Origin of the sequence: Stenotrophomonas rhizophila, assembly GCF_007667275.1 — a bacterium.
Taxonomy (GTDB): Bacteria; Pseudomonadota; Gammaproteobacteria; order Xanthomonadales; family Xanthomonadaceae; genus Stenotrophomonas; species Stenotrophomonas maltophilia_AE.
The window spans coordinates 1,261,702-1,288,296 of sequence record NZ_VDQT01000001.1; the positions used below are offsets into that span (position 1 = coordinate 1,261,702).

The following is a 26,595-nucleotide window of genomic DNA, read 5'->3' on the forward strand; positions in this document are numbered from 1 at the left end:
CTCCGACGCATCCCCCCATTCCGAAAATAGCGACGAAAACTGACAGCCATGTTGAAGATTGACAACCTGCACGCCCGCATCGGCGAGAAAGAAATCCTCAAGGGCCTGTCGCTGGACGTGAAGCCCGGCCAGGTTCACGCCATCATGGGCCCGAACGGCGCGGGCAAGTCCACGCTGGGCAACGTACTGGCCGGCCGCGACGGTTATGACGTCAGCGAAGGCAGCGTGCTGTTCGAAGGCAACAACCTGCTCGAGCTGGCCCCGGAAGAACGTGCCGCCGCCGGTCTGTTCCTGGCCTTCCAGTACCCGGTGGAAATCCCCGGCGTGAACAACACCTACTTCCTGCGCGCCGCGCTCAACGCCCAGCGCAAGGCGCGCGGCGAGGAAGAACTCGATTCCATGCAGTTCCTCAAGCTGGTGCGCCAGAAGCTGGCCGTGCTGCACCTGAAGGACGAACTGCTGCACCGTGGCGTCAACGAAGGCTTCTCCGGTGGCGAGAAGAAGCGCAACGAGATCTTCCAGCTGGCCGTGCTCGAGCCGAAGCTGGCGATCCTGGACGAGACCGACAGCGGCCTGGACATCGACGCGCTCAAGAGCGTGGCCGACGGCGTCAACGCGCTGCGTTCGCCGGACCGCTCGTTCCTGGTCATCACCCACTACCAGCGCCTGCTGGACTACATCAAGCCGGACGTGGTGCACGTGCTGGCCGACGGCAGGATCGTGCAGAGCGGCGGCCCGGAACTGGCGCTGGAGCTAGAAGCCCACGGCTACCACTTCCTGAAGGACCGCGTGGTGCCGGAGGCAGCGGTCTGATGAGCGTCCTGCTGGATTCCCTCGCCGCCGGCTTCGGCGGCAGCGACACCCGCCGCGCCGAGCTCGACGCCGCCCTGCAGGCCGGCCTGCCGGGCCCGCGCAGCGAAGCCTGGAAATACACCTCGCTGCGCCAGCTGGAGCGCCGCAGCTTCCAGCCCGCGCCGCTGGCCGCGCCGGAGATCGACCCTGCCCTGCTGGCCGACATCCCGTCGCCGCGGCTGGTGTTCGTCAATGGCCGCCCCTCGGCCGGGCACAGCGATGTATCCACGCTGCCAGCCGGCATGCAGGTGCAGACCCTGTCGTCGGCGCTGGCCGCCGGCGACGAGGCGCTGCGCTTCCTGGGTCGCCGTTTCGAGCGCAGCGAGGAAATCTTCGCCCGCCTCAACGCCGCGCTGGCCGATGAAGGCGTGCTGGTGCGCGTGGACGACGGCGTGCAGGTCGACGTGCCGTTGCAGCTGGTCTTCATCAGCAGCCCCGGCGATGCCGACCTGGCCTGGCACCACCGCCACCTGATCGAGCTGCGCACCGGCGCCGCGCTGGGCGTGGTCGAACACCATCTGGCAATCGGCGACGCCGCGCACCTGGGCAACACCCTGGTGCACGTGCACCTGGCCCAGCAGGCGGTGCTCTCGCACGCCCGCGTACAGGCCGACAGCGCCCGCGCCACCGTGTTGCTGCGCACCGACGCGGTGCTCGCCCGCGGCGCGCAGTACCGCCGCGTGGACCTGGAACTGGGCGCCGCGCTCAGCCGCCACGAACTGAACGTCCGCCTGGAAGGCGACAACGCCCAGCTCACCGCCAATGGCGTAATGCTCGGCAACGGCCGCCGCCATGTCGACACCCGCCTGGGCATCGAGCACATCGCGCGCGACACCGCCTCGGAAATGGTCTGGCGCGGCGTGGCCGCCAACCGCAGCCGCGTGGTCTTCCACGGCGGCATCCACATCCGTGCCGGCGCCGATGGCACCGACGCCAACCTGTCCAACAAGAACCTGCTGCTGTCGGCCGACGCCGAAATCGATACCCAGCCCACGCTGGTGATCGACGCCGACGAAGTAAAGGCCGCCCACGGCGCCACCGTCGGCCAGCTCGACGCCAATGCGCTGTTCTACCTGCGCTCGCGCGGCCTGCCGGCCGAGCAGGCCCAGCAGCTGCTCAGCGCCGCGTTCTGCCACGAGCCGCTGAACATGCTCGACGCACGCCTGACCGATCAGCTGCGCCGCCAGCTGGACATCGCCTTGGCCAAGGCGGGCGTGGCATGAACCTCTCCACCCCGCGCCCGGTGGCCGACACGGTCGACGCCCCCGACTGGGACCGCGTGCGCCTGGACTTCCCGCTGCTGATGCGGGAAGTGCACGGCAAGCCGCTGGTGTACTTCGACAACGCCAACACCGGCCAGAAGCCAGTGCAGGTGATCGGCGCGGTGGACGAGTACTACCGCCGCTACAACGCCAACGTGAGCCGTGCCGTGCACGCACTGGGCACCGAGGCCACCGACGCCTACGAGGGCGCGCGCACCAAGCTGGCGCGGTTCCTCAACGTGCGTGCCAACGAGCTGGTGCTGTGCAGCGGCACCACCTTCGCGATCAACCTGGTGGCCTACTCGTGGGCGCTGCCGCGCCTGAAGGCCGGTGATGTGATCCTGGTCTCGCGCATGGAGCACCACGCCAACATCGTCCCGTGGCAGCTGGTCGCCCAGCGCACGGGCGCCACGATCCGCGTGGCCGAAATCACCCCCGAAGGTGCGCTCGACCTGGACGCCCTGCGCAGGGCCATGTCCCCCGAGGTCAAGCTGCTGGCCGTGGCCCACGTCTCCAACGTGCTCGGCACGGTCAACCCGGTGCGCGAGATCTGCCGTGAAGCGCGCAAGCGCGGCATCATCACCGTGGTCGACGGCTCGCAGGCCGTGCCCCATCGCAAGGTCGACATCCCCAGCATCGGCTGCGACTTCTACGCCATTACCGGCCACAAGATGTGTGGCCCGACCGGCACTGGTGCGCTGTGGGCCAGGCGTGAGCACCTGGATGCCATGCCGCCGTTCCTCGGCGGTGGCGAGATGATCAAGGAAGTCAGCTTCGACGGCACCGTATTCAACGACGCGCCGCACAAGTTCGAAGCCGGCACCCCGAACATCGCCGGCTTCATCGGCCTTGGCGTGGCGGTGGATTACCTGGAATCGCTGGGCCTGGACCACGTGGAAGCGCGCGAAGGCGAGCTGCTCGCGCACTTCACCGAAGAACTGACCAAGATCGACGGCCTGCGCATCTTCGGCACCACCCCGGACAAGGCAGCGGTGGTCTCGTTCCTGATCGAAGGCGCCCACGCGCACGACCTGGCCACGCTGCTGGACCTGGAAGGCGTCGCCATCCGCTCGGGCCAGCACTGCGCGCACCCACTGCTGCAGTACTTCGGCGTAGCGGCAACCTGCCGCGCCTCCCTGGCGTTCTACAACACCCACGCCGAAATCGAGCGCTTCATCGCCGCGCTCAACAAAGTCCGCAAGCTCCTCGGCTGACACCGCCCCCGCGGTAGCGCACGACCGTTGGTCGTGCGCCAACCCAACCGCAAACCCCGCCCATCACCAACCGACGCCCGGTAGCGCCGGCCGTTGGCCGGCCCTCCAGATGCCTGCAAACCCGACATTCATCCAGCAGCGGTCATCCGCTGAACTAGAATGGCGGCATGAGCACCCTGACCTATCGTGCGGCCACGCTGGCCGACATCCCTGCCCTGATCAACCTGGTCACCTCGGCCTACCGTGGCGACGCCAGCCGTGCCGGCTGGACCACCGAAGCGGACATCCTCGACGGCGCACGCATTGACGCGGTCGGCCTGCAGGCCGATATCGAGCGCGAGCGCAGCACCGTCCTGCTGGCAGAACGCGATGGCCAGCTGCTCGCCTGCGCCCACGTGGCCGATGACCACGGCAAGGGTTATTTCGGCATGTTCTCGGTGGACCCTGCGCAGCAGGGCGGCGGCATCGGCAAGCAGGTGATGGACGCGGCCGAAGCCCACGCCGCACGCGAATGGGGCGTGCCGGTCATGCAGATGACGGTGATCGACATCCGCGATGAACTGATCGCCTTCTACGAGCGTCGTGGCTACCAGCGCACCGGGATCAAGAAGCCGTTCCCGTATGGGGATGAGCGCTTCGGCATTCCCAAGCGCGACGACCTGCGCTTCGAAATCCTGGAAAAGCCGCTGGTGGCACAGGCATGAGCGACACCTGGACTTACGTCTGCGCCACTGCCGAGCTGCTGCCCGGCGAGATGAAGAGCACCTTCGATGACGCCACCGGCACGCCTATCGTCGTGTTCAACCTGGATGGCGATCTGTACGCCCTGGAAGACCAGTGCAGCCACGAGGAATTCGAATTGTCCTCGGGCACGTTCGATACCACCGAGGGCAGCATCGAATGCGTGCTGCACAGCGCGCGCTTCGACGTGCGCGATGGCCGCGCCCTCTGCGCGCCGGCGTATTCGCCGGTGCCGAAGTTCCCGGTGAAGCTGGAGCAGGGCGGGGTCTGGACCCGCGACGACCGGGACTGAGCTGCCCCCAGCGATAGAAAACCTGAATTGGCGCCAGGCCGGTTCTGTGATGCCCGCCGCAGGACGGTGGATGCGAATCATTATCGTTTCTGTTAATTTACCGTCATTCGCCGCCCCGGCCTGACCGACCTCGCCTCATGGCTTCCGCCCGAGTCGCCCACTTTGCCCGCTGGACCCCACTGCTGCTCGCTGCCGCCGCGCTGGTGTGCCTGCTTGCGGGCCTGCTCGGCGGTCGGGCATTGCCCACGGAGGCGGCCCAGGCCACCCCGGTAACCGTTGCGCCGTCCGCGCAGACCCGGTGCGGCGACCCGGCCCCCAGCCGTCCCGAACCCGGCCTGCAGGCCTGCGCCGCTGCCGAGAAGGAAGCGGAACACGCCAGGCCCGGCACGCCTGTGCCACCCGGCTGGCAGCAGACCCTGCTGTCGGCAGGGGTCGCCACCGCGGCCACTGTGACTCCCTCCCAGTCCGTCATACCGGCACGCTCCCTGCGCTCACACCTGTCCCAGGCGCCTCCCGCCCGCGCCTGATCCTGTCGCGCCGGCCTGCTGCCGCGTGCCCCGCTGGCTGCTGTCCGCACCACGCCCTTCCCTGTCGATCGTCCGTCCATGCTCCCGCGTGCGCGCTTGAACCGTGCGCGTGCGTGGCTGCTCCCTTTTCGTTTCCAGGTCTCCAACCCTCATGATCAAGAGCCGCAAGCACTCCTTCCCGTCCCGCAGCGCTGCCAGCCTGGCCACCGCCAGCCTGGTCACCGGCCTGAGCCTGGCCGCGCTGCCGCTGGCCGCACAGGCCGAGTCCAGCGACAGCAACGCCCGCACGCTGGACCAGGTGCACGTGCTGGCCACGCGCGGCTTCAAGGTCGACAAAGTCGCCTCGCCGAAGTTCACCCAGTCGCTTCAGGACACCCCGCAGACGGTCCAGGTCATCAGCCGCGACCTGTTCAGCCAACAGGGGGCGACCACCCTGACCGATGCACTGCGCAACAGTCCGGGCGTGGGCACGTTCTACGTCGGCGAGAACGGCAACACCAACACCGGCGACAGCATTTTCATGCGCGGCTTCGATACCTCCAGCAGCATTTTCGTGGACGGCGTGCGCGACGTCGGTTCGATCTCGCGCGATGTGTTCAACACCGAGCAGGTGGAAGTGTCCAAGGGCCCGGCCGGCACCGACAACGGTCGCTCGGCACCGACCGGTTCGATCAACATGGTCAGCAAGCAGGCGCACCTGCATGACGAGGTCAGCGGGACCCTCTCGGCCGGCAGCGACAGCCAGCTGCGCGGCACCGCTGACTGGAACCAGGCCCTGGGCACCACCAGCGCCCTGCGCCTCAACGCCATGTGGCAGGACAACGACCAGCCGGGCCGCGACCACGTGAACAACTCGCGCTGGGGCATCGCGCCGTCGCTCGCGTTCGGACTGGGCACCAACTCCCGCTACATTCTCAACCTGCTGTACGTGGACCAGGACAACGTGCCCGATGGCGGCGTGCCGACGTTGGGCCTGCCGGGCTGGACCCCGCAGCCGACGCTGGAGCAGCTGGCCGGGCATCCGGTGGACCCGGAGAACTTCTACGGTACCCGCGCCGACCATGACGACGTCACCGCGAAGATGGCTACCTTCCGCATCGAGCACGACTTCAATGACAGCGTGCGCCTGACCAACACCGCGCGCTGGGGCCGCACCGAGCAGGACTACATGCTGACCGCCTTCATGGGCACCGGCACGCGCGGGGCCAACGGCGCGCCGACCGGCAACATCCGCTATACCGACCGCAACAACCTGGACACCTACACCATCACGCGCAGCCTGCCGACCTTCAAGGACCAGCAGAACACCATCCTCACCGACCAGCTCAACCTGCGTGCGGACTTCGCCACCGGCGCGATCGAGCACAACCTGAGCACCGGGCTGGAGTTCACCCGCGAAGAGCTCAGGAGCTTCGGCCAGGCCGCGACCAACGGCACCACCTGGTCGCCCGCCAACCTGTACAACCCTGACTGGAACGCCACCGGGCTGACCTGGGCGCACAACGGCACCGACAGCCGCGGCAAGACCACCACCTCGTCGGTGTACCTGTTCGACACCCTGCACTTCACCGACAGCTTCCTGGTCACCGCCGGCCTGCGCGCCGACCACTACACCACCGATTACGACAGCGCGGTGGTCTGCGGCGGGCGTGGCCCGGCCTGCGGCAGCAATCCGGTCGGCACGGTGATCGCCAACCCGTCGCTTTCGCATTCGGACACCCTGCTCAACTGGAAGCTGGGTGCGGTGTACAAGGTCGGCGACATCGTCAGCCTGTACGGCAATTACGCGCTGTCGCAGCAACCGCCGGGTGGCAGCAATTTCCAGCTGAGCAGCTCGGTGAGCAGCGCAGACAACCCCAGCCTGGACCCGCAGAAGGCCAAGACCCTGGAAGTGGGCACCAAGTGGGCGTTCCTGGATGACGCGCTGGCCTTCAACGTGGCCCTGTTCAAGACCGAGGTCAGCAACGAGATCAACACCCAGGTGCTCGACGACGCCGGCAACCCGACCCAGACCGGCAAAAAGTCGGTGCAGGGCATCGAAGTCTCCACGGTGGGCCGCATCACCGAAAACTGGTCGGTCTCGGCCGGCTACAGCCACCTGGATACCGAAGTCGAGGAAGGCGCCAACGTGGCGGCCGACGGCACCCGCAACCTGACCTACACGCCGGGCGCGACGCTCACCAGCTGGACCAGCTACACCTTCCCGTTCGGCCTGACCCTGGGCGGTGGCGTGCGCTATGCGGGCCGGATGCACCGCGGCACCGACGGCGCGGTGGGCACTCCGGCCTTCACCAAGTCCTACACCGTGTACGACGCAGTGGCCTCGTATGCGATCAACGAGCACCTGGTGCTGCGCTTGAACGCCTACAACCTGTTCGACAAAGACTATGTGGCCGCGATCAACAAGAGCGGCTACCGTTACACCCCGGGGACCCCGCGCAGCGTGCTGTTCAGCGCGGACTTCCGCTTCTGATCCCGCCAAGGACCTGACATGCTCCTGCACGTTCCCCAAGTCCTCAACGCCGACGAACTGGCCCACCTGCAGCGCGCGCTGGCGGCGGCGGACTGGGCCGACGGCCGCGAGACGGTGGGCGTGCAGGGCGCACAGGTCAAGCGCAACCAGCAGTTGCCCGACGCGTCACCGCTGAAGGCGGAACTGGGGCGCATCGTGCTGGCGGCGCTGGAACGGCATCCGCTGTTCTTTGCCGCCGCCCTGCCGCTGCGGATCCTGCCGCCGCGCTTCAATCGTTACCAGGGCGGTGGCGAATATGGCTTCCATGTGGATGGCGCGGTGATGATCACCACGGCCGACGGCCAGCGCAGCCACCTGCGCTCGGACGTGTCGTGCACGTTGTTCCTCAACGCGCCGGAGGACTACGACGGCGGTGAGCTGGTCATCAGCGACACCTACGGCGAGCATGACGTAAAGCTGCCGGCCGGCGATCTGGTGCTGTATCCGTCCAGCAGCCTGCACAAGGTGAACCCGGTAACGGCCGGCGCGCGGTTGGCGTCGTTCTTCTGGGTGCAGAGCATGGTCCGCGATGACAGCGCGCGACGGATGCTGCTGGAGATGGATGGCGCGATCGAGAAGTTGCGGGTGAGCGGGGCGGATCCGGGCGCGGTGCTGCAGCTGACCGGCGTGTACCACAACCTCCTACGGCGCTGGAGCGAGACCTGACGGAACGGTAGCGCCGGCCGCCGGCGCTACCGTGCTCCGTCATCGCCCCGCGCAGATTCGTAAATCATTCCTATTTGCATTTGTTACACGCGCTATCTACAATCCCCGCCGCGCCGGACCTGCCGGCGCGCCTTGGATAGGGACCGCCACCTTGCGCCATCCGCACCGTCACCGCAGCTTTGCCCCCGCCATGCGCGGGCAGCGTCCTGCGCTGGCCACGGTGCTGGCGTGGCTGGCGTTGTTGTCGATGCTGCTGGGCAGCCTGCCGCTGGTGGAACCGCATCTGCCTGGCACTGCGGCGCTGGTCCTCCAGCTTCCCGCTGAAGAGCGCCAGGGCGGCGAGCACCGCCTGCAGGAAGAAGTGCCGGCCAAGCCGCGGCGGATGGTCGGCGCCCAGCCTGCCGCCACCCCGCCGCGCGTGCCGCAGCCCCCATTGCCGGAATCGCTGGATGCGTTGATGGCCACCCTGGACGAGCTGCCACCGCAGGTCGTACCGGCCATCGATTCCGCCCCGGCAACTCCGTTGCCTGCCGCTCCCGGGCTGCGCGTCCAGCGCGGCCAAGCCCCGCCGCAGGGCTGATACCGGCCACGCCCGCGTCGCTGCACGTAAGACAGCGGCTGACCGCACTGCTGCTTGCCTGCCCTGCAGGCCTCCAGATCTTTTCCTGATTCCGCTGCGGCCCCTGGCCACGGCGGTCCCGCGTTCGCACCCTTTTCGAGGTACCTCCCATGGCCCAGCGCCATCGTCGTCGCGTGTCCCTGTCCCGCTGCCCGCTGGGCGCCGCCCTGCTCGTCGCCCTCGCCGCCCCCGCCTTCGCCTTCGCCGCCGCGGATGCCGCCGGCGAGCCCAGGACCCTGGACCAGGTGGTGGTCACCGCCTCGGGCTTCGAGCAGAAGATCACCGATGCGCCGGCCAGCATCAGCGTGGTCAGCCGCGAGGAGCTCAGCAAGCGCCCCTACACCAGCCTGGTGGATGCGCTGCGCGACGTGGAAGGCATCGACGTCGGCATGGAAACCACCGACAAAAACGGTCGCGCCACCATTTCCATGCGCGGCATGCCATCCGAATACACCCTGGTGCTGATCGATGGCCGCCGCCAGAGCAATGTCGGCCAGCTGTACCCGAACAACTTCGGTGGCGGCCAGTTCGCCTACCTGCCACCGCTGGATGCGATCGAACGCATCGAAGTGGTACGCGGCCCGATGTCCACCCTGTACGGTTCCGACGCCATGGGGGGCGTCATCAACATCATCACCCGGCGTAACCAGGACAGCTGGCACGGCTCGGTGACCCAGGGCTTCACCGTGCAGCAGGACGACCAGTTCGGCGACGCGCGCACCACCGACATCTACCTGACCGGCCCCCTGGTCAAGGAGCGCCTCGACGTGGCCGTGCGTGGCAGCTACTACGACAGCAAGGCCTCCAACCCCGAGTGGGAAGCCCTGACCCTCCCGGATGGCACCCTGTGGGAGCGCAGCATCGGCTTCGGCGGTGGCGGCAAGGCAGTGGCCAACACCAACTGGAACACCGGCGTGCGCTTGAGCTGGTCGATCAACGACGACCATGACCTGTCGCTGGACTACGACGTGTCCCGCCAGAAGTACGACAACAGCGAAGGCCAGACCGGCACCTTGGACAGCCTGGCCAGCCTGTGGCGGGTGGGCAATGCCACCGTTCCCAACCCGACCGGCACCGGCACCGTCACCCGCCGCGTGGTGCAGCCGCGCGTGGGCTACACCGCCTACCAGCGCTACGAGCGCGACCAGCTGGCACTGACCCACCAGGGCCGTTACGCCTTCGGCACCTGGCAGACCACGCTGACCCACACCAAGAGCAACAACCTCGGTCGTTCGCTGCCGCTGACCCTGGACGAGCGCGCGGACCTGCAGACGCTGTGGAACGACGTGTGCCGCCGCACCGGCGCGGCCAACAACTGCGCGGCCGGCAGCCGCAACGGGCTGTCGGCGTTGAACGCGACCGAACTGGCGCGACTGGAAGCCTTCCTGCCGCGACCGCTGCGTACCATGGAGCTGGAAGGCTACGTGCTGGACACGATGCTGGACATGAGCTTCGACGCGCACAAACTGACCCTGGGCGGCCAGTTCACCGACACCGACATGATCGACGGCGTGTTCGGCATGGACGGCGCCGGCTACCGCGACAACGTCAAGCAGAAGCACCGCATGTGGTCGGTGTTCGCCGAAGACAACTGGGCGCTGACCGACGCGCTGACCGCGACCCTGGGCGTGCGCTACGACGACCACAACATCTTCGGCAGCCACGTCAGCCCGCGCGCCTACCTGGTGTGGAATGCCAGCGACGCCTGGACCTTCAAGGGCGGCGTGAGCACCGGCTACAAGACCCCGCGCCCGGACCAGCTGTTCCCCGGCGTGACCGGTTTTGGTGGGCAGGGCGTTCTGCCGCTGGTGGGCTCGCCCAACCTGCAGCCGGAAACCAGCACCAACTACGAGATTGCCAGCTACTACGCGGGCGAGCGCTGGGGCTTCAACCTCACCGGCTTCCTCAACAGGTTCGACGACAAGATCGCCAGCGGCGGCACCTTCCCGAACTGCGAAGTGGCGCCGGCAGGCAGCGGTTACTGCGTGGACGTCGGTCCGGGCTGGGCGGCGCTGGGCTACAGCACGTTCACCCAGAGCGTGAACATCGATACCGCGGAAACGCGCGGCGTGGAAGCGGCGGCGCACGTGGACCTGCGCGAGGACCTGGAGCTGCGCGGCAACTACACGTATACGAAGTCCGAGCAGACCAGCGGCAGCGCGAACGGCCAACCGATCGCCGGCAATCCCGCCAGACACATGGCCAATGCCAGCCTGAACTGGCAGATCAGCGATGCCGTCAGCCTGTCGCTGATCGGCGAAGGGCGCTATGACCGCTATCGCGACACGCTGGTCACCAACGTGGGCGGCGTGAGCGCATCGCAGGTGCGGTATTACGACGACTACACGATCTTCCACCTCGGCGGCAGCTGGGACGTGAACCCCTGGCTGACGGTGAACGCGCGGGTCAACAACCTGTTCGACAAGGACTTCGTGTCGCAGTCGTGCGTGCTGCTCAGCGACAGCGAGTTCAACTGCGTGGATGATTACGCGACCAAGGACCAGCGCCGGAGTTACTGGATTTCGTTGAACGCGAAGTTCTGAGGTCCCGGCGCTGCGCGCCGCCGCCCGACCAACGGTCGGGCGCTACCGGCACCCACGCACCGGCCCCCCACGCACACCGGGCGCCCCACGCACACCGGGCACCCCACGCACACCGGGTGCCCCACGCACACCGGGTGCCCCACACACACCGGGCACCCCTCACACACCGGTAGGTGCCGACCGTTGGTCGGCACACGCCGCAGACCGACCTCGCGCGACCAACAATTGCGAACCATTCTCATCAATGGTGTAATTGGCTATTCGCCTTCCTGCCGTGACCGTGGCCACCAGCGCTCCCCCTTCCGCCGTGCAGCAACAACAGAACCGCGGCTTCTGGCTGCGTACCCTGCACCAGTGGCACTGGATCAGCTCGGCCGTCTGCCTGATCGGCATGCTGCTGTTCGCGGCGACCGGGATCACCCTCAACCACGCCGCCAAGATCGAGGCCACCCCGCAGGTGGTCAACCGCCAACTGGAGCTGCCGGCCGAGCTGCTCGGCCAGCTCGGCGAGCGCAGCGACGGCCATGCCCCGGTACCGCGCGCCGCGGCCCGCTGGCTCGACCGCGAGCTGGGTATTGCCATCGGCAGGCGCCCGGCCGAGTGGTCCCCCGAGGAAATCTACCTGTCCATGCCCAGCCCCGGTGGCGATGCGTGGCTGAGCATCGACCGTGAAAGCGGCGCGGTGGAGTACGAAGCCACCTCGCGCGGCTGGGTCTCCTACTTCAACGACCTGCACAAGGGCCGCAATGCGGGGCCGGCCTGGGGCTGGTTCCTGGACATCTTCGCCGTGGCCTGCCTGGTGTTCTGCATCACCGGCCTGTTCCTGCTGCACCTGCATGCCCGCCAGCGGCGCATGACCTGGCCGCTGGTCGGCCTGGGCCTGATGGTGCCGCTGCTGATCGCCCTGATCCTGATCCACTGAGCCACGGATTCGTCCCCTTCCACCTTCCCGGAGCCGCACCATGCGCGTCACCCTCACCATCGCCCTGAGCGGCCTGCTGGCCACCTCGCCGGCTTATGCCACCACCCTGGACATCAATGTCGAGGTGCCCAAGCTCAACGTGGCCGAGTACCACCGCCCGTATGTGGCGGTGTGGCTGGAAGGGGCCGACCAGAAGGTCGCCGCCAACCTGGCGGTCTGGTACCAGCAGACCAGCAACAGCGAGGGCCACGGCACCAAGTGGCTGCCCGACCTGCGCCAGTGGTGGCGAAAGAGCGGCCGCGAACTGAAGGTGCCGGTGGACGGCCTGACCGGCCCGACCCGGCCGGCCGGTACCCACGCACTGTCGTTCACTGACAAGCAGCCTGCACTGAAGACCCTGGCCCCGGGCAACTACACCCTAGTGGTGGAAGCCGCGCGCGAAGTGGGCGGCCGCGAACTGGTCAAGATTCCCTTCACCTGGCCGGCCACCGCCGCGCAGAACGGCAAGGCCCAGGGCAGCACCGAACTGGGCCTGGTCACGCTGTCGACCAAGCCCTGAGTTTTCCCGCCCTCCGCCCGGAGGGCTCCACATTGCCCGCACCTGGAGTTGTTGATGAAGCGCTCGCTCGTCCTCGCCGCCGCCCTGGCCGCCGCACTTCCGTTCTCCGCCCTCGCCCACAAGGCCTGGCTGCAGCCGTCGCAGACCGTGATCGCCGGCGACAAGCCGTGGATCACCGTCGATGCCGCTGTCTCCAATGACCTGTTCTACTTCAACCACGTGCCGCTGCGCCTGGAGAGCCTGGTCATCACCGCGCCGGACGGCAGCACCGTGCAGCCGCAGAACGCGGCCACCGGCAAGTTCCGCAGCGTGTTCGATGTCGAGCTGACCCAGCAGGGCACCTATCGCCTGGCGTCGGTCAACAACGGCCTGTCGGCCAGCTGGGAAGAGAACGGCAAGCCGAGGCGCTGGCGCGGCAACGCGGCCACCTTCGCCACCGAAGTGCCGAAGAGGGCCAAGAAGCTGCAGGTAAGCCAGTCGGTCAATCGCGTGGAAACCTTCGTCACCAACGGCACCCCGAATGCCACCGCACTGGCGCCGACCGGCAGTGGCATCGAACTGGTCGCGCTGGGCCATCCCAACGACCTGTTCGCCGGTGAAGCGGCTACGTTCCGCGTGCTGGTCGACGGCAAGCCGCGCGCCGGCCTGGCCTTCGAAATCACCCGCGGCGGTACCCGCTATCGAAACGCGCAGGACGAGATCAAGCTCACCAGCGACAAGAAGGGCGAGATCACCGTCACTTGGCCGGAAGCCGGCATGTACTGGCTGGAAACCAGCAGCGAAGACAAGAAGACTTCGATCAAGCAGGCCAAAACCCGGCGCCTGAACTACGTGGCCACACTGGAAGTGCTGCCGCAGTAGCGCCGTGATTCCGCATTCGACCCCATGACCGCTCTGCTCGACATCGCCAGCCTCGGTGGCCACACCATGGGCACCACCTGGCAGGTGAAACTGGTCGTCCCTTCCGGGCGCGACCTGCACCCGTTGCATGCCGGCATCCAGGCACGACTGGATGCCGTGGTGGCGCAGATGAGCACATGGGAAGCGGACAGCGATATTTCGCGATTCAACCGCGCCGCTCCCGGCACCGCGCTGCCGCTGCCGGCGTTGTTTGCCGAGGTGATGGACGGCGCGCTCGACATCGCCCGGCGCAGCGACGGCGCGTTCGATCCTACCGTGGGTCCGCTGGTGGCGCTGTGGGGCTTCGGTGCGCACGCGCATGCCCGGCGCGTACCCGACGCGGCGCTGCTTGCCGCCACCCGGGCGCGCTGCGGATGGCAGCGGCTGCAGTGGCAGCACGGCAGCCTGCTGCAACCGGGCGCGCTGGAACTGGACCTGTCGGCCATCGCCAAAGGCTTCGCGGTGGACCTGGTCACGCGCTGGCTGCGTGTCGGACAGATCAGCGCCGCGCTGGTGGAAGTGGGCGGCGAACTGCACGGGTATGGCCGCAAGCCGGACGCGCAGCCATGGCGGGTGCTGGTGGAAGCCGGACCGGAAGAAGAAGCCGCGTTGGCGCACCCGCCGCGCGTGCTGGCGCTGGACGATCTGGCCGTGGCCACGTCCGGTGACCGCTTCCATCAGTTCATCCAGGATGGCACGCATTACAGCCACACCCTGGACCCGCGCGTGGGCATGCCGGTCAGCCGCAGCGCCGCAGCGGTCACCGTGGTCGCGCGCGACGCCCTGCACGCCGACGGGTGGGCCACCGCGCTTACGGTGATGGGGATCGAAAGCGGCCTGGCGTTCGCTAACGCGCATGGCCTGGCCGCACGGTTCATCACCCGCACTGCGCACGGTATCGACGAACATCTGAGCACGGCATTTGCCGGGCTGCTGGCCGAACAGGAGGCCGCGACATGAAGCGCGGCCCCTCGCGCGCGGTACTGGGCAACATCGCGATGATGGCGCTGCTGGCAGCGCTGGCGTGGCTGTTGCTGCGCCTGCACCTGCAGGAAGACTGGTGGCCGGGTGCACCAACGGCATCGCACTGGCGCTGGGCGGCGGGCAGCGTCGTGGCGTACGCGGCGGTGTGCGCGCTGCTGTGGTGGCGCGGCCGCCCGCGCGACGACGCCACCCGCGAAGACGGCCAGGCGCCACTGCTGCTGGTCTGGGCCAGCCAGACCGGCTTCGCCCGGCAGCTGTGCGAACGCAGCGCCGAGGTGCTGCGCGCAGCCGGCGTCAGCGTGCGCGTGCGCGGCCTGCACCAGGTCGACGCCACGCTGCTGCAGCAGACCACGCGCATGCTGCTGATCGCCAGCACCACCGGCGAAGGCGACGCACCGGACCATGCACTGCCGTTCCTGCGCCGGGTGATGCCGCAGGCGCTGGCGCTGCCGCACCTGCAGTATGGCGTGCTGGCGCTGGGCGATCGCAGCTACGGCCATTTCTGCGCCTTCGGCCACCAGCTCGGCGCGTGGCTGCGCCGGCACGGTGCGCACCCGCTGTTCGACACGATAGAAGTGGACAACGCCGACCCGGCCGCGCTGCGTCACTGGCAGCAGCTGCTGGGCCAGCTGGGAGGCAACGTCACCGAGCTGCCCGACTGGACCCCGGCGCAGTACCAGCCCTGGCAGCTGCAGTCGCGTCGGCAGGTCAACGCGGGCAGCCCGGGTGCCGCCACCTGGACAGTGGCGCTGGTGCCGGCCGACGGCGTACTGCCTGCGTGGCAGGCGGGCGATGTGGTGGAGATCGGACCACGGCACGGTTCCGACGAAGTCGATGCGTGGCTGGCCCTGCACGCCCGCGACGGCAACGCGCAGGTTGAAGGGCAGTCGCTGCGCGACTGGCTGGCCCGCTCGCACCTGCCGGTGCTGCCTGATTCGGTACATGCCGGCGACGCCGCGCTGGTCGCCGCGCTCAAGCCACTCCCGCACCGCGAGTACTCCATCGCCAGCACGCCGGCCGAAGGCCAGGTGCTGCTGTTGCTGCGTCGCCTGCTGCGCCCGGACGGCACGCCGGGCCTGGGCAGTGGCTGGCTGTGCGATCACGCCACGCTGGGGGGACGCATCGACCTGCGTTTCCGCAGCAATCCGAACTTCCACGCGCCGTCGCCCGACGCGCCGCTGATCCTGATCGGCAACGGTACCGGCATCGCCGGGCTGCGCGCGCACCTGCGTGCCCGGGTCGAACAGGGTGCCGCGCGCAACTGGCTGCTGTTCGGCGAGCGTACCGCCGCGCACGATTTCCATTTCGGCGATGACATTCTGGGCTGGCAGCGCGCCGGCATGATCGCGCGGCTGGATACGGTGTTCAGCCGCGACGGCGGCGTCCACCGATACGTGCAGGACCGGCTGCTGGCCGAGCTGGACACCCTGCGGCAGTGGGTGCGCGACGGCGCCACGATCCTGGTCTGTGGCAGCCTGCAGGGCATGGCCCCGGCAGTGGACGCGGTGATCGAACAGGCCTTGGGGCACGAAGGCAAAGAAGCCCTGATCGTCGCCGGCCGCTACCGCCGCGACGTGTATTGACCGCGAGATGGGCAGCGCCCCTGGTTGTGTGTGGACCACGCACCGGTAGGATCGGATCCCGATCGATCGCACGCACGGCCGATCGGCACGACGAACGCATGACCTGTGCCGGAGATGGTTTTCACCAACGGTCATGCCACCCATGAACGTTGCAACGGCATTGGCGGTCGATAGGGATTCGACCCTACCGCTGGAACACCTGCCCTGTTGCTTGCTTCGGCCGTTCGCGCTCGTCGAGGCGGATCGCCAGCAGTTCACCACCACCGGTCAACGCGTAACGTTTGCGCACTCCCGCTGCCAGCCAAGCAGTATCGCCCTGCTGCAAGGACGGCAGGTCCGGCTCGCCCTCGAACTGCGCGTCCCCGGCCAGCAGATGGATCGCCCACGCCGTGCCAGGTTCGGTGAAGAAGAACATGCTTCCCACCAGCGGCCGATGCAGCAGCTCCGCATCGACCTGGTCGCGGCGCCACATCAGGTTGAAGTCGTGGGTCACGCCATCCACCAGCTCGCCGCTGACCTCCGCCTCGCCGTCGAAGCGCAGGCGATCATGCGGTGGCAGCAGCGTGTGCACCGCGCCATCGGCGAAACGCAGGCGCAGTCCTTCGCCGCGCAGCAGCACCAGCTCGCGCGCGACACCTGGAAACGACGAGAACGCCGCATCCTGTTCGATCTCGGCAATCGACAACCGCACCTGCCAGTCGTCGCCGTCAGGGACGCGCAGGATCTCGCGCGTCCAGCCCAGGCCATTCCGCCAGCGCTCGCGGCGGTATTCAAAGCTCGGAATGACGCGCGTGGCAGCGCTCAATGCGGTGGCGGTCGACATGCCGCCATTGTGCCTCAGCCCGCGCCACCACCGCAGTGGGAGCTGAGCAGCTGCGAGTGTGCCAGCCACTCCTTGTCGGGGTAGTAGGCGAACACCATCGCCCCGCCGCGCAGGCTGTCGATCAACGGCCGCGCCACGGTCAGGCGCACCGCCGGGCAGCCCAGGCTGCGACCCAGCCGGCCCTGCAGGCGTGCGATGGTCGGGTTCACGTACGGCGCGCCGTGGATGACGATGGCGCGGTCGCGTGCCTTGTCGTTGAAGCCCGGCTCCAGGCCCTCCAGCCGCAGCGAATAGCCGTTGCCGCCCATGTAGGTTTCCTTGGCGGTGAAGGCGCCCAGGCTGGACATGAAGCTGCCGTCGCGGTTGGAGAAGCGCTCGGTGGCATTGCCGCCGCTGTTGCGGCCGTGCGCGACCCATTCTTCGAACAGCAGTTTCTGCCGGGCCAGGTCGAACACCCACATGCGCTGCTCGGTGGACGGCCGCGAATAATCGATCACGCTCAGCCGCGCCGGGTCCACCCCCAGCTCGGGCCGCTGCAGCGCGCAGCTCATCGCCTTCGCCGCCAGCTGCAGCACCTTGCGGTCCGCGTTGGGTGCCGTACGCGCCATCATCTCGGCCAGCTGTTCCGCCGGTAGCGCTGGCCGTTGGCCGGCCGCCGACGCCGCCTGGGCGGGCCGAGGGCCGGCACTCGCATCGCCCCCGGCAACGCCGAGCGCGCTGATGCCCATCAGCAGGGAAAGCGGAATGCGGTAAGCCATCCTTACAGGGTGGCCCCGGCGGCGTCGGATTCCAAGACCGGTTGCAGGTTCTGTTCATCGGCCACCGGGCGAACCGCCGGCAGGCTGGTCACCAGCAGCGTGGTGCCCGGCACCAACGCCTTGTACAGCTGGGCGGCGAACGCCGGCGGCAGTGCCATCGGCAGGCTGGGCGTGGCCAGCAGGTCCGGGCTGGCATTCCCGGGGCTCTGGCCCAGCAGCGGATACGCGGTCCACTTGTGCAGCTTCTGGCTGGCATCGAGCGGGCTGGCCGCATCCGAATAGCCCTGCTGCATGACGAACAGGGTAGTGCCCTGGAACGCCGGCAGTGCCTTGGCTTCCAGCCGCGACTCGCCGATCAGTACGCCGTCGCGCAGCACGTACAGGCGCTGGTCGTGCAGGCTGACCAGGATGCCGACCTGGCCGGACGGCGCGGCGCTGTGATTCCAGTAGTGATCCGGCGCATTGGTGGTTTCCAGCAGGGCCTTGCCGGTGCTGTTCACCGGCGCCAGCACTGCGGGGTAGGCCAGCGTCATCGGCGCGCTCTTGGCGTCGGCCACCACCACGGTGTCGCCGCGCTGGGTTTCGCTGAACAGTTTCTGCGCGAAGGCCTGCGGCAGCCGTACGCAGCCATGCGACGCCGGGTGCCCGGGCAGGTTGCCGCCGTGCAGGGCGATGCCGTCCCAGGTCAGCCGCTGCATGTAGGGCATGGGCGCGCTGTTGTAGAGGTTGGACTTGTGGTCCTTGTCCTTCTGCAGGATGGTGAATACCCCGGTCGGCGTTTCATGCCCGGGTTTGCCCGAACTGATCGTGCTCAGCCCGATGGCGATGCCGTTGCGGTACACATAGGCACGCTGCTCATCCAGGCTGACCACCAGCACGATCGGACCGGCCGGGGAAATTTCCGGATGCCAGAGGAACTGGCCGGGCTTGAGGTCGGTGGGGCCGGCAGGCTCGGGCGCGGACCACGCCGGGAGTGCCATGACGGCGATAAGCGAACCGGCGATGTGGGTCAACAGCGTGCGACGTGTGGGCATGTGGCCTTCCTTCGGGTGGGTCGAGGACACGCATGGCGTGTCGCTATGCATGATGGCCAGCGCCATCGTCCTGTGCACGTAGAAGGTCGTAGTGACACGCCATGCGTGTCAACCGCGCGCAGCGCGGCCCAACCATCCAACACCGCAAAACGTACGGTGACATGGGCGGGCCCGACGTTGAAGCCCGCCAAAGCCCAAAACAAAATTGCCCGGTCACACATCCCTGTGTGGACCGGGCAATCGTCACGTCCCTGTCGGCATCCCGCCTTCCCCCTGTGCATCCTGCGCAGTGTGGGTGCCGGCCATGCTCCCTGCACTCGGCCGAATATCGTTCCGCCATCCCTCCCCGTCCCGGGATTGGATGCCACCGTCCTGGTGGATCCGCGCCATTCCTTCCGCGCTGCGTCCGTGCGTGCCGCCTCCCTGCGGCTGTCGTGGCTGCCGGCTCCTGCCTGGCAGCCGTGACCGGCGTCGTGCCGGTCCCGACCCATCCTGTGCGTCAGCGCCTTGGAACGGGTGTCGTCACTGCCCTCCTGGGCGGTGTCTCCGTGGGCGCCAGCCTGGCCCCCACCGTCATCCGTCGTCGATTCCGTTCGACCGTTGCTGTCCCTATCCCCTTCACCCGTGTCAGATCCTCGACCCGGATGAACGGTCCGTGTTGTCGCCGGTACGCGACGATCGCCTGGGCCTTCCTGGGCCCTACGTTCGTCAATCCCTCCTGCAACGTCGACGCGTCGGCGGTGTTGATGTTGATCCGGTCGGCCGCCAGGGCGGTTCCGGTCAACAGCAGTCCCAGCGCAAGCGCCTTCCACGAGAACCAAGGCCCCACCGTGTAGCTCCCTGTGATGTCGGACCGACTCCTGCCGGCATCCCGTCGGAGCAGTCAGTGTCCCTCGCCACATGCACACAGCCTATCGTCCACATCACCTTCACACAGCCAGCCAAATACCTGACGTGGTGTAGGAAAAACCCTACCCCGTGCACAGGCGTAGAATGGCGGGATCAGCCATATGCACTCGGAGTTACCTGATGGACAGCGCCAAGCTCGGCCAATTCGTCAATGACAAGTGGGACAGCGAGATCGTTCCGCAACTGGTCGAATACATCCGCATTCCCAACAAATCGCCGATGTTCGACGCCAATTGGGTCGAAAACGGCTATATGGAGCAGGCGGTCACGCTGATGGAAAGCTGGGCCAAGGCCCAGGACCTGCCGGGCCTGCAGGTCGAGGTAGTGCGCCTGGAAGGCCGCACCCCGCTGCTGCTGCTGGAAATTCCCGCCACCGGCGCCGAAACCGGCGATGACACCGTGCTGCTGTACGGCCACCTGGACAAGCAGCCGGAAATGACCGGCTGGGACGACGACCTGGGCCCGTGGCTGCCGGTGCTGCGCGGCGACAAGCTGTACGGCCGCGGCGGCGCCGACGACGGTTACGCCATCTTCGGCTCGCTGGCGGCGGTGCTGGCGCTGCAGGCGCAGAACCTGCCGCACGCCCGCTGCGTGGTGCTGATCGAGGCCTGCGAGGAGTCGGGCAGCTACGACCTGCCGGCCTACGTGGACCACCTGGCCGACCGCATCGGCAAGCCATCGCTGGTGGTGTGCCTGGATTCGGGCTGCGCCAACTACGACCAGCTGTGGTGCACCACCTCGCTGCGCGGCCTGACCGGCGGCAACTTCTCGGTGAAGGTGCTCAATGAAGGCGTCCACTCCGGCGACGCCTCCGGCGTGGTGCCGTCCAGCTTCCGCCTGCTGCGCCAACTGCTGTCGCGGATCGAGGACGAGAACACCGGCCGCATCCTGATCGACGGCATGCACGTGGAGATCCCGGAAGAGCGTCAGGCCCAGGCCAAGCGCGCCGCCGAGGTGGTGGACACCGAGATCTTCGAGAAATTCCCGATGGTCGACGGGCTGCGCCCGATGAACGAAGACCTGACCGAGCTGGTGCTCAACCGCACCTGGCGCCCGGCGCTGTCGGTGACCGGCGTGGACGGCATGCCGCCGCTGGCCTCGGCCGGCAACGTGCTGCGTCCGCATACGGCGGTGAAGCTGTCGCTGCGCCTGCCGCCGACCGCCGATGGCAAGGCCTGCGGCGAACTGCTGAAGGAAGCCCTGCTGCGCGACCCGCCGAACGGCGCCGAAGTAAAGCTGGACCTGGAAAAGGCCTCCTCGGGCTGGAACGCACCGGCGATGGCGCCGTGGCTGACCCAGGCCATCGACGAGGCCAGCCAGACCTTCTTCGGCAAGCCGGCCATGTACATGGGCGAAGGTGGCTCGATCCCGTTCATGGGCATGCTGGGCGAGAAGTTCCCGGGCGCGCAGTTCATGATCACCGGCGTGCTCGGCCCGCATTCCAACGCGCACGGCCCGAACGAGTTCCTGCACATTCCGATGGGCAAGCGCGTGACCGCCTGCGTGTCGAAGGTGATCAGCGAGCACTACGCGGCCAGCCTGCGCGGTGAAACCAGCGGTTCGCCGGTGGCCGCGGACAGCGGCACCCGCCACGGCGGCCACGGCTGCTGCTGACGGCGCGACAGGCGCGGACGGACGCAGCCTTTTGATAGGCTGCGTCATCTCCTGCAGGAAACATGCGATGGACGGTCTGTTCGGCAGTACCAGCTGGCTCTACATCATAATGGTCGGCTTCATCGTCGGCCTGCTCGGGCGCTTCTTCATGCCCGGCAACAACCGCATGGGCTGCCTGCTGACCATCGTGCTCGGCATCGTCGGCGCACTGGTGGCCGGCTGGTTCGGCCAGTACATGGGCTGGTACTCGCGCGGTGAGCCCGCCGGTTTCATCGGCGCCATCCTCGGCGCGATTGCCGTGCTGGCCGTGCTGCGACTGTTCAGCGGCAGGCGCTGAACACGTCTCCCCTCATTTCTCCCGCGCGCCTCCGCGCGCCGCATCGACGTACCCGTCCATGAACGATCCCGCTTCCGACCCACTGCGCGCCGAACTGCGCCGGCAGTGGACCTGCACCGCCCTGGCCGACCCCGACCTGCACCTGGACCGCGCGTCGGTGGATGCGGGCTTCCGCAGCTACTGGCGTGCCACCAGCGCGCACGGCAGCCACATCGTGATGGATTCACCGCCCGGCCTGGAAGACGTGCGTCCGTGGCTGCGCATGCACGACCTGCTCGAACCCAACGGCGTGCGCGTCCCGCGCGTGCTGGCGCGCGATGAAGAACAGGGCTTCCTGCTGCTGGAAGACCTGGGCGGGCCGACCCTGGCGCGGCATATCGACGACGACAACGCCGATACCTGGTTCGATGCCGCCTTCGCGCAGCTGATCCGCCTGCAGTCGATCCCGGTGCCCGAAGGCATGGGATCGTTCGGCGAGGCACTGCTGCAGCGTGACGCGGGCCTGTTCGACGAGTGGTTCCTGCAGCGCCACCTCTGCCTGCAGCTGGACTGCGGCGAGCTGGAAGCCCTGCAACTGGTGCATCGACGATTGATGGACAACGCACTGCAACAGCCGCAGGTGCTGACCCACCGCGACTTCATGCCGCGCAACCTGATGCCGGTCGAGGCCGGCCCGGCGGTGCTGGACTTCCAGGACCTGGTGCGCGGACCGATCGCCTACGACCCGGTCAGCCTGTTCAAGGACGCGTTCCTGAGCTGGCCGCTGGAACGCGTGGATGCCTGGCTGGCGCGCTACCACGCGCAGGCGCTGGCCGCCGGGCTGCCGGTGCGTCCGTGGCCGCAGTTCCTGCGCGATGCCGACTGGATGGGCGTGCAGCGCCACCTGAAGATCCTCGGTCTGTTCGTGCGCCTGCGCGACCGCGACGGCAAGGGCCATTACTTCGCCGACGCGCCACGCTTCATCCGTTACCTCGACGAAGTGCTGCCGCGACACCCCGAACTGGCCGGCCTGGACCGCCTGCTGCAGGACCGGATCAAGCCGGCCATGGCCGCACTGGCATTGCCGGTATCGGGCCGCGCATGAAGGCGCTCATCTTCAGTGCCGGCAAGGGCGAACGCATGCGTCCGCTGACCCTGACTACGCCCAAGCCGCTGCTGGTGGCAGGCGGCAAGCCGCTCATCGTGTGGCACCTGGAGCGGCTGGCAGCGGCGGGGTTCAATGAAGCGGTGATCAACACGTCGTGGCTGGGCGACCAGTTCAAACCTGCCTTGGGTGATGGTTCGCGTTGGGGCCTGCGGCTGCACTTCATCGATGAAGGCGCGGTGCCGCTGGAAACAGGCGGCGGCATCCTCAACGCACTGCCCGTGCTCGGGGACGCGCCGTTCCTGGTGGTCAACGGCGATGTCTGGACCGATGTGGATTTCCGCACCCTGCCGCAGCAGCCGGAGGGCGATGCGCACCTGGTGCTGGTCGACAACCCGGTGCAGCACCCGCGCGGGGATTTCATCCTGCATGGCGATGGCAGGGTCAGTGACGACGGCGATGCACCTCGGCTGACGTATGCGGGTGTCGGCGTTTACCGCCCCTCGATTCTCGACGGATGGCGCAGCGTGATCGGCAACACCGAAGGCGCAGCTGCAACTCCGCCACAGTTTGGCCTGGCCCCGCTGATGCGCCACGCGATGGCAAGCAGCCGCGTAACCGGACAACATCATCAAGGAAGGTGGACCGACGTAGGCACACCAGAACGCCTGGCAGACCTGGACGCCGCGCTCCGGTAGGGTTGGATTCCAATCAACCGCCGATAGCGCCCATCGGCGCGACGAACGCATGGCCACGGCCGAAGCCCGCTCCGTTTGAGGTCATGCCACGAAAGAACGTTGCCCGGTTACGTGCAGTCGATCGGGATGCGACCCTACCAGCGCCGTACGCCAGCCATTACAACCGGTGCGACCCTTCTTCCACCACCTGGCGCAGGAACGGCACGGTGATGCGCCGCTGCGCGGCCAGCGATTCGCGGTCCAGCCAGTCAAGCAGGCTGACCAGGCTGCCCAGTTCGCGACCGGTGCGGGTCAACAACCATTCAATCGCCGCTTCGTCGATCGACAGCCCACGCCGCGCCGCGCGCTCGCGCAGCACCGCCGCGCGGCCTTCGTCATCGAGTGGCTGCAGCACCACGCGCACGCACTGCTGCAGGCGTGAGCGCAGGTCGGGCAGCACCAGTCCCAGCTGGTCCGGCGCATGCTGCGCGGTATACAGCAGGGTGACGCCGGCGTTGCGCGCGCGATTGTGGAAGTCGAACAGCGCCACTTCATCATCGCGCTGCCCGGCGATGGCATCCAGCCCGTCCAGGGTCACCAGGTCGCGGCCTTCCAGCGATTCCAGCGCGGCGCGCACGCGCCCCACCACGGCTTTCAACGGCAGATAGGTCGGTTGCCGCCCGGCCTGCTGGGCCAGCGAACACATCGCCAGCGCCTGGTGGGTCTTGCCGGTGCCGGCCGCGCCCTCCAGGTAGACCCAGTGCGGGTCTTCGCCCACGGCGATCGCGCGCAGCTGCGCCAGCGCACCGTCCGGTGCGCCGATGAAGGTTTCCAGGCGCTCGTCCTGCGGGTAACGCAGGGCAAGCGGCAGCTGCGGCACCACGCTCACTTCAGTTCCGGACCCTTGGGCGTGTCGACGATCAGGGTCGGCTTGTCGATATACGAATCGAGCACGATCGCGGTCTTCTCGCCGGCATACAACTCGCTTTCGCGATAGCGCAGGTGCGCGTAGCGCAGCAGCACGTTGCTCACCGCCGCCACCGGCAGCGCCAGCAGCATGCCCAGGAAACCGAACAGCTGGCCACCGGCCATCACCGCGAAGATCACCGCCACCGGGTGCAGGCCGATCTTGTCGCCGACGATGCGCGGGGTCAGCACGTAGCTTTCCAGCAGCTGGCCCACGGTGAACACCACCCCGACCAGGATCAGCAGCTTCAGGTCGAAGCCCTGCGCCTGCACCAGCGCCGCCAGCACCGCCATGACGATGCCGGTGGTGGCGCCCAGGTAGGGAATGAAGCTGATCAGGCCGGCGATCAGGCCAATCAGCAGGCCCAGCTTCAGCCCGACCAGCGACAGGCCGACCGCGTAGATCAGGCCCAGCGCCACCATGACCAGGAACTGGCCGCGGATGAAGGCGCCGAGCACCTCGTTGGACTCACGCGCCAGCTTGGTGATGGTGCCCACGTGGTTGCGCGGGATGGTCGAGGCCACCCGTTCGACCAGCTTGTCCCAGTCGCGCAGGAAGTAGAACGCCAGGATCGGCAGCAACAGGATGTTGACCACCCAGGTCACCATCGCAAAGCCCGAGCGCGACACGTAGCCGAAGAAGGTCTTGGCGAAGCCGCCGGCCTGCTCCCAGTGGCTGCGCACCCAGTCGATCAGCCGGTCGGGCTCCAGCCACGGCATGATCTCCATCCCGGTCTTCTGCTCGAACCAGGGAATGCCGCGCTCCATCAGCCACTGCTGGGCCTGCGGAATGGCCGCGATCAAGGTGGAGATCTGGCGTTCGATCATCGGCACCAGGATCAGCAGGGCCGCGGTGATCACCAGCACCATGGCCACGAACACCAGCACCACGCCGGTGATGCGCGAGCGGCCGTTGGCCTCGATCCGGTCGACCAGCGGGTCGCCCAGCCAGGCCAGCGCCAGTGCCAGCACGAACGGGGTCAGGATCGGGGCCAGCAGCCACACCACCCAACCCACCGCCAGCGCGAACAGAATGTATTTGACGCGGCGCAGGAACTGCGCGATCTCGGCTTCCGGGGTGAGGATCATCGCAGGCGGTACTCATTGCTGGCCGGGGGCGGCGGGGTGCCGGGGGCGGCGTCTTCGTCGATCGGCACCGGCAGCGGGGCCAGCGGCACGATCACGCCGTTCTCGCCCAGCATCCGGTTCAGCCCGGGCAGGCCGGTAGTCAGTTCCAGCGACAGCTCCAGGCGGTCGCCGGCGGCGCGCAGCGGGGTGATGTTGCGCACCACCGGGCTCTCGCGCAGGCCGGCGGCCAGGCGCAGGTAATCCTCGGCGCTGTTCAGCCCGGTGACCACGATGATGTAACTGCCGGCCGCACCGGTGGCGGCGCCGGCCTTGGCATAGCGGCGCACCAGCGCATCGGCGGCACCGTCGGCGCCCCCGGCCATCGCGCGGCGGGCGTCGCTGTCGTTGGTGCTCCACTTGTTCAGTTCCCGGCCGCCGTCCACGAACACCCAGTCGGCCACCCAGCCGCCGGTCTTGTCGCGGTAGAGCTTGCCGACCAGCTGCATCGGCGGGGCGTAGCGCGACGAAGCGCGCGCCACCGCGGCGGTGTCCTGGCGCCAGATCGCGCCGACCACGGCCTGTTCGGCCGCGCTGCCGGTGGGCAGGCCCAGCTTGTAGCCGCGCTCGATGGCCCGGTTCAGCAGCGGGCGGGCCGCGTTGGCCTGCTGCACGGTGACCAGGCGCGGGCCGCTGCCATCGTCGATGGCCAGCCAGACCACCGGCTTGGGCCGCGGCTGCGGCCACAGCGGCAGGCCCAGGGCCGAGATCAGGCCATCCACGTCGTCCTGGCGGAACCGCGCCACCAGCATGGTGCGGTAGCTGGGCGCGCCGGTGGCCGAGGTGCTCTGGTCCTGGCGGTAGTCGTAGCTGGCCACGTAGTTCTTCGCGTCGCGCAGGGCCTGCATCACCCCGGGGCGGGTGATCACGCTGCGGTCGCCCGACAGCTTGGCCAGCACGTTGCCCAGCGCGCGGGCCATGGCGCCGTTGCGGTCGGCGTCGCCCTGGCTGTTGACCGGTACTTCGGCCTCGTAGGCGCCACTGGCGGTGGCCACGTCGCCTTCGGTACGCAGGCCGCTCTGGGCCATCGTGGCCACCGGCAGGCATAGCGCGAGGAACATCATCAAAAAGAGGCTGCGGCGCATCAGGACT

26 protein-coding genes are annotated in these 26,595 nt (G+C 68.1%); 19 read left to right on the forward strand and 7 right to left on the reverse strand.

Translation table 11 applies throughout. The features are described from left to right. The first annotated feature begins 48 nt into the window (after nucleotides 1–48). The 15 genes from sufC to FSZ13_RS05480 all read left to right on the forward strand — a co-directional run bounded on the left by sufC (nucleotide 49) and on the right by FSZ13_RS05480 (nucleotide 16,176). On the forward strand, nucleotides 49–813 hold the full coding sequence (sufC, locus tag FSZ13_RS05410) for a Fe-S cluster assembly ATPase SufC (RefSeq protein WP_145478354.1): 765 nt from the start codon (nucleotides 49–51) through the stop codon (nucleotides 811–813). Continuing rightward, nucleotides 813–2,075: a Fe-S cluster assembly protein SufD gene (gene sufD, locus FSZ13_RS05415; RefSeq protein WP_145478355.1), complete on the forward strand. Its 1,263-nt coding sequence runs from the start codon at nucleotides 813–815 to the stop codon at nucleotides 2,073–2,075. Before sufC ends, sufD begins: the two co-directional genes overlap by 1 nt. Continuing rightward, nucleotides 2,072–3,328: a cysteine desulfurase gene (locus tag FSZ13_RS05420; RefSeq protein ID WP_145478356.1), complete on the forward strand. Its 1,257-nt coding sequence runs from the start codon at nucleotides 2,072–2,074 to the stop codon at nucleotides 3,326–3,328. The genes sufD and FSZ13_RS05420 overlap by 4 nt, the downstream gene beginning before the upstream one ends. A 167-nt stretch (nucleotides 3,329–3,495) precedes the next feature. After that, nucleotides 3,496–4,032 (forward strand): GNAT family N-acetyltransferase, encoded by a 537-nt coding sequence (locus FSZ13_RS05425; protein ID WP_145478357.1) that lies wholly within the window; start codon nucleotides 3,496–3,498, stop codon nucleotides 4,030–4,032. Beyond that, complete coding sequence (locus FSZ13_RS05430; RefSeq protein ID WP_145478358.1) at nucleotides 4,029–4,361, forward strand: non-heme iron oxygenase ferredoxin subunit; 333 nt, start codon at nucleotides 4,029–4,031, stop codon at nucleotides 4,359–4,361. Before FSZ13_RS05425 ends, FSZ13_RS05430 begins: the two co-directional genes overlap by 4 nt. Before the next feature lie 137 nt (nucleotides 4,362–4,498). Further along, on the forward strand, nucleotides 4,499–4,888 hold the full coding sequence (locus tag FSZ13_RS05435; RefSeq protein WP_145478359.1) for a hypothetical protein: 390 nt from the start codon (nucleotides 4,499–4,501) through the stop codon (nucleotides 4,886–4,888). A gap of 151 nt (nucleotides 4,889–5,039) precedes the next feature. Next, a complete protein-coding gene (locus FSZ13_RS05440; protein WP_145478360.1) occupies nucleotides 5,040–7,361 on the forward strand; it encodes a catecholate siderophore receptor Fiu in 2,322 nt (773 codons plus the stop codon). Nucleotides 7,362–7,379: 18 nt separating this feature from the next. After that, a complete protein-coding gene (locus tag FSZ13_RS05445; protein ID WP_145478361.1) occupies nucleotides 7,380–8,066 on the forward strand; it encodes a Fe2+-dependent dioxygenase in 687 nt (228 codons plus the stop codon). Nucleotides 8,067–8,217: 151 nt separating this feature from the next. Beyond that, the gene (locus FSZ13_RS05450) at nucleotides 8,218–8,646 is read left to right on the forward strand and encodes a hypothetical protein (RefSeq protein WP_313955402.1); all 429 of its coding nucleotides are present in this window, start codon (nucleotides 8,218–8,220) and stop codon (nucleotides 8,644–8,646) included. A 149-nt stretch (nucleotides 8,647–8,795) separates the two neighbouring features. Continuing rightward, a complete protein-coding gene (locus FSZ13_RS05455; RefSeq protein WP_145478362.1) occupies nucleotides 8,796–11,228 on the forward strand; it encodes a TonB-dependent receptor domain-containing protein in 2,433 nt (810 codons plus the stop codon). A gap of 280 nt (nucleotides 11,229–11,508) precedes the next feature. Further along, entirely contained in the window at nucleotides 11,509–12,150 is a 642-nt protein-coding gene (locus tag FSZ13_RS05460; protein ID WP_428999976.1) for a PepSY-associated TM helix domain-containing protein, read from the forward strand. A gap of 40 nt (nucleotides 12,151–12,190) precedes the next feature. Continuing rightward, complete coding sequence (locus FSZ13_RS05465; RefSeq protein ID WP_145478363.1) at nucleotides 12,191–12,709, forward strand: DUF2271 domain-containing protein; 519 nt, start codon at nucleotides 12,191–12,193, stop codon at nucleotides 12,707–12,709. A gap of 54 nt (nucleotides 12,710–12,763) precedes the next feature. Further along, nucleotides 12,764–13,570, forward strand: coding sequence for a DUF4198 domain-containing protein (locus FSZ13_RS05470; RefSeq protein ID WP_145478364.1), 807 nt, complete (start codon nucleotides 12,764–12,766; stop codon nucleotides 13,568–13,570). A 24-nt stretch (nucleotides 13,571–13,594) separates the two neighbouring features. Then, nucleotides 13,595–14,569: an FAD:protein FMN transferase gene (locus FSZ13_RS05475; RefSeq protein ID WP_145478365.1), complete on the forward strand. Its 975-nt coding sequence runs from the start codon at nucleotides 13,595–13,597 to the stop codon at nucleotides 14,567–14,569. Beyond that, entirely contained in the window at nucleotides 14,566–16,176 is a 1,611-nt protein-coding gene (locus tag FSZ13_RS05480; protein ID WP_145478366.1) for a sulfite reductase subunit alpha, read from the forward strand. Before FSZ13_RS05475 ends, FSZ13_RS05480 begins: the two co-directional genes overlap by 4 nt. 184 nt (nucleotides 16,177–16,360) lie before the next feature. Here the strand turns inward: FSZ13_RS05480 and FSZ13_RS05485 are convergent, their stop codons facing one another. From FSZ13_RS05485 to FSZ13_RS05500, 4 genes are all read right to left on the reverse strand, one after another. Next, complete coding sequence (locus FSZ13_RS05485) at nucleotides 16,361–16,999, reverse strand: HutD/Ves family protein (protein ID WP_145478367.1); 639 nt, start codon at nucleotides 16,997–16,999, stop codon at nucleotides 16,361–16,363. Nucleotides 17,000–17,013: 14 nt separating this feature from the next. Next, complete coding sequence (locus tag FSZ13_RS05490; protein WP_260844087.1) at nucleotides 17,014–17,757, reverse strand: murein L,D-transpeptidase catalytic domain family protein; 744 nt, start codon at nucleotides 17,755–17,757, stop codon at nucleotides 17,014–17,016. Nucleotides 17,758–17,759: 2 nt separating this feature from the next. Beyond that, the gene (locus FSZ13_RS05495) at nucleotides 17,760–18,791 is read right to left on the reverse strand and encodes a L,D-transpeptidase (RefSeq protein WP_145478368.1); all 1,032 of its coding nucleotides are present in this window, start codon (nucleotides 18,789–18,791) and stop codon (nucleotides 17,760–17,762) included. A 499-nt stretch (nucleotides 18,792–19,290) separates the two neighbouring features. After that, entirely contained in the window at nucleotides 19,291–19,620 is a 330-nt protein-coding gene (locus FSZ13_RS05500) for a ComEA family DNA-binding protein (protein WP_260844088.1), read from the reverse strand. A gap of 200 nt (nucleotides 19,621–19,820) precedes the next feature. Between FSZ13_RS05500 and FSZ13_RS05505 the strand changes: the two genes are divergently transcribed. The 4 genes from FSZ13_RS05505 (at nucleotide 19,821) to murU (ending at nucleotide 23,433) form a co-directional block, all read left to right on the forward strand. After that, the gene (locus tag FSZ13_RS05505; protein ID WP_145478369.1) at nucleotides 19,821–21,314 is read left to right on the forward strand and encodes a M20 family metallopeptidase; all 1,494 of its coding nucleotides are present in this window, start codon (nucleotides 19,821–19,823) and stop codon (nucleotides 21,312–21,314) included. Between the two features lie 67 nt (nucleotides 21,315–21,381). Beyond that, nucleotides 21,382–21,651 (forward strand): GlsB/YeaQ/YmgE family stress response membrane protein, encoded by a 270-nt coding sequence (locus tag FSZ13_RS05510; RefSeq protein ID WP_145478370.1) that lies wholly within the window; start codon nucleotides 21,382–21,384, stop codon nucleotides 21,649–21,651. A gap of 58 nt (nucleotides 21,652–21,709) precedes the next feature. Beyond that, nucleotides 21,710–22,735 carry an aminoglycoside phosphotransferase family protein gene (locus FSZ13_RS05515; protein WP_145478371.1) on the forward strand — a complete coding sequence of 342 codons (1,026 nt, stop codon included), beginning with the start codon at nucleotides 21,710–21,712 and terminating at the stop codon, nucleotides 22,733–22,735. Continuing rightward, a complete protein-coding gene (gene murU, locus FSZ13_RS05520; RefSeq protein WP_145478372.1) occupies nucleotides 22,732–23,433 on the forward strand; it encodes an N-acetylmuramate alpha-1-phosphate uridylyltransferase MurU in 702 nt (233 codons plus the stop codon). Before FSZ13_RS05515 ends, murU begins: the two co-directional genes overlap by 4 nt. Before the next feature lie 157 nt (nucleotides 23,434–23,590). Here the strand turns inward: murU and hda are convergent, their stop codons facing one another. The 3 genes from hda to FSZ13_RS05535 are packed head-to-tail and all read right to left on the reverse strand — an operon-like array spanning nucleotide 23,591 to nucleotide 26,588. Beyond that, entirely contained in the window at nucleotides 23,591–24,301 is a 711-nt protein-coding gene (gene hda, locus FSZ13_RS05525) for a DnaA regulatory inactivator Hda (protein ID WP_145478373.1), read from the reverse strand. Then, nucleotides 24,298–25,467: an AI-2E family transporter gene (locus FSZ13_RS05530; RefSeq protein ID WP_145478374.1), complete on the reverse strand. Its 1,170-nt coding sequence runs from the start codon at nucleotides 25,465–25,467 to the stop codon at nucleotides 24,298–24,300. The genes hda and FSZ13_RS05530 overlap by 4 nt, the downstream gene beginning before the upstream one ends. Then, entirely contained in the window at nucleotides 25,464–26,588 is a 1,125-nt protein-coding gene (locus tag FSZ13_RS05535) for a DUF2066 domain-containing protein (protein WP_260844089.1), read from the reverse strand. Before FSZ13_RS05535 ends, FSZ13_RS05530 begins: the two co-directional genes overlap by 4 nt. Between the last annotated feature and the right edge of the window lie 7 nt (nucleotides 26,589–26,595).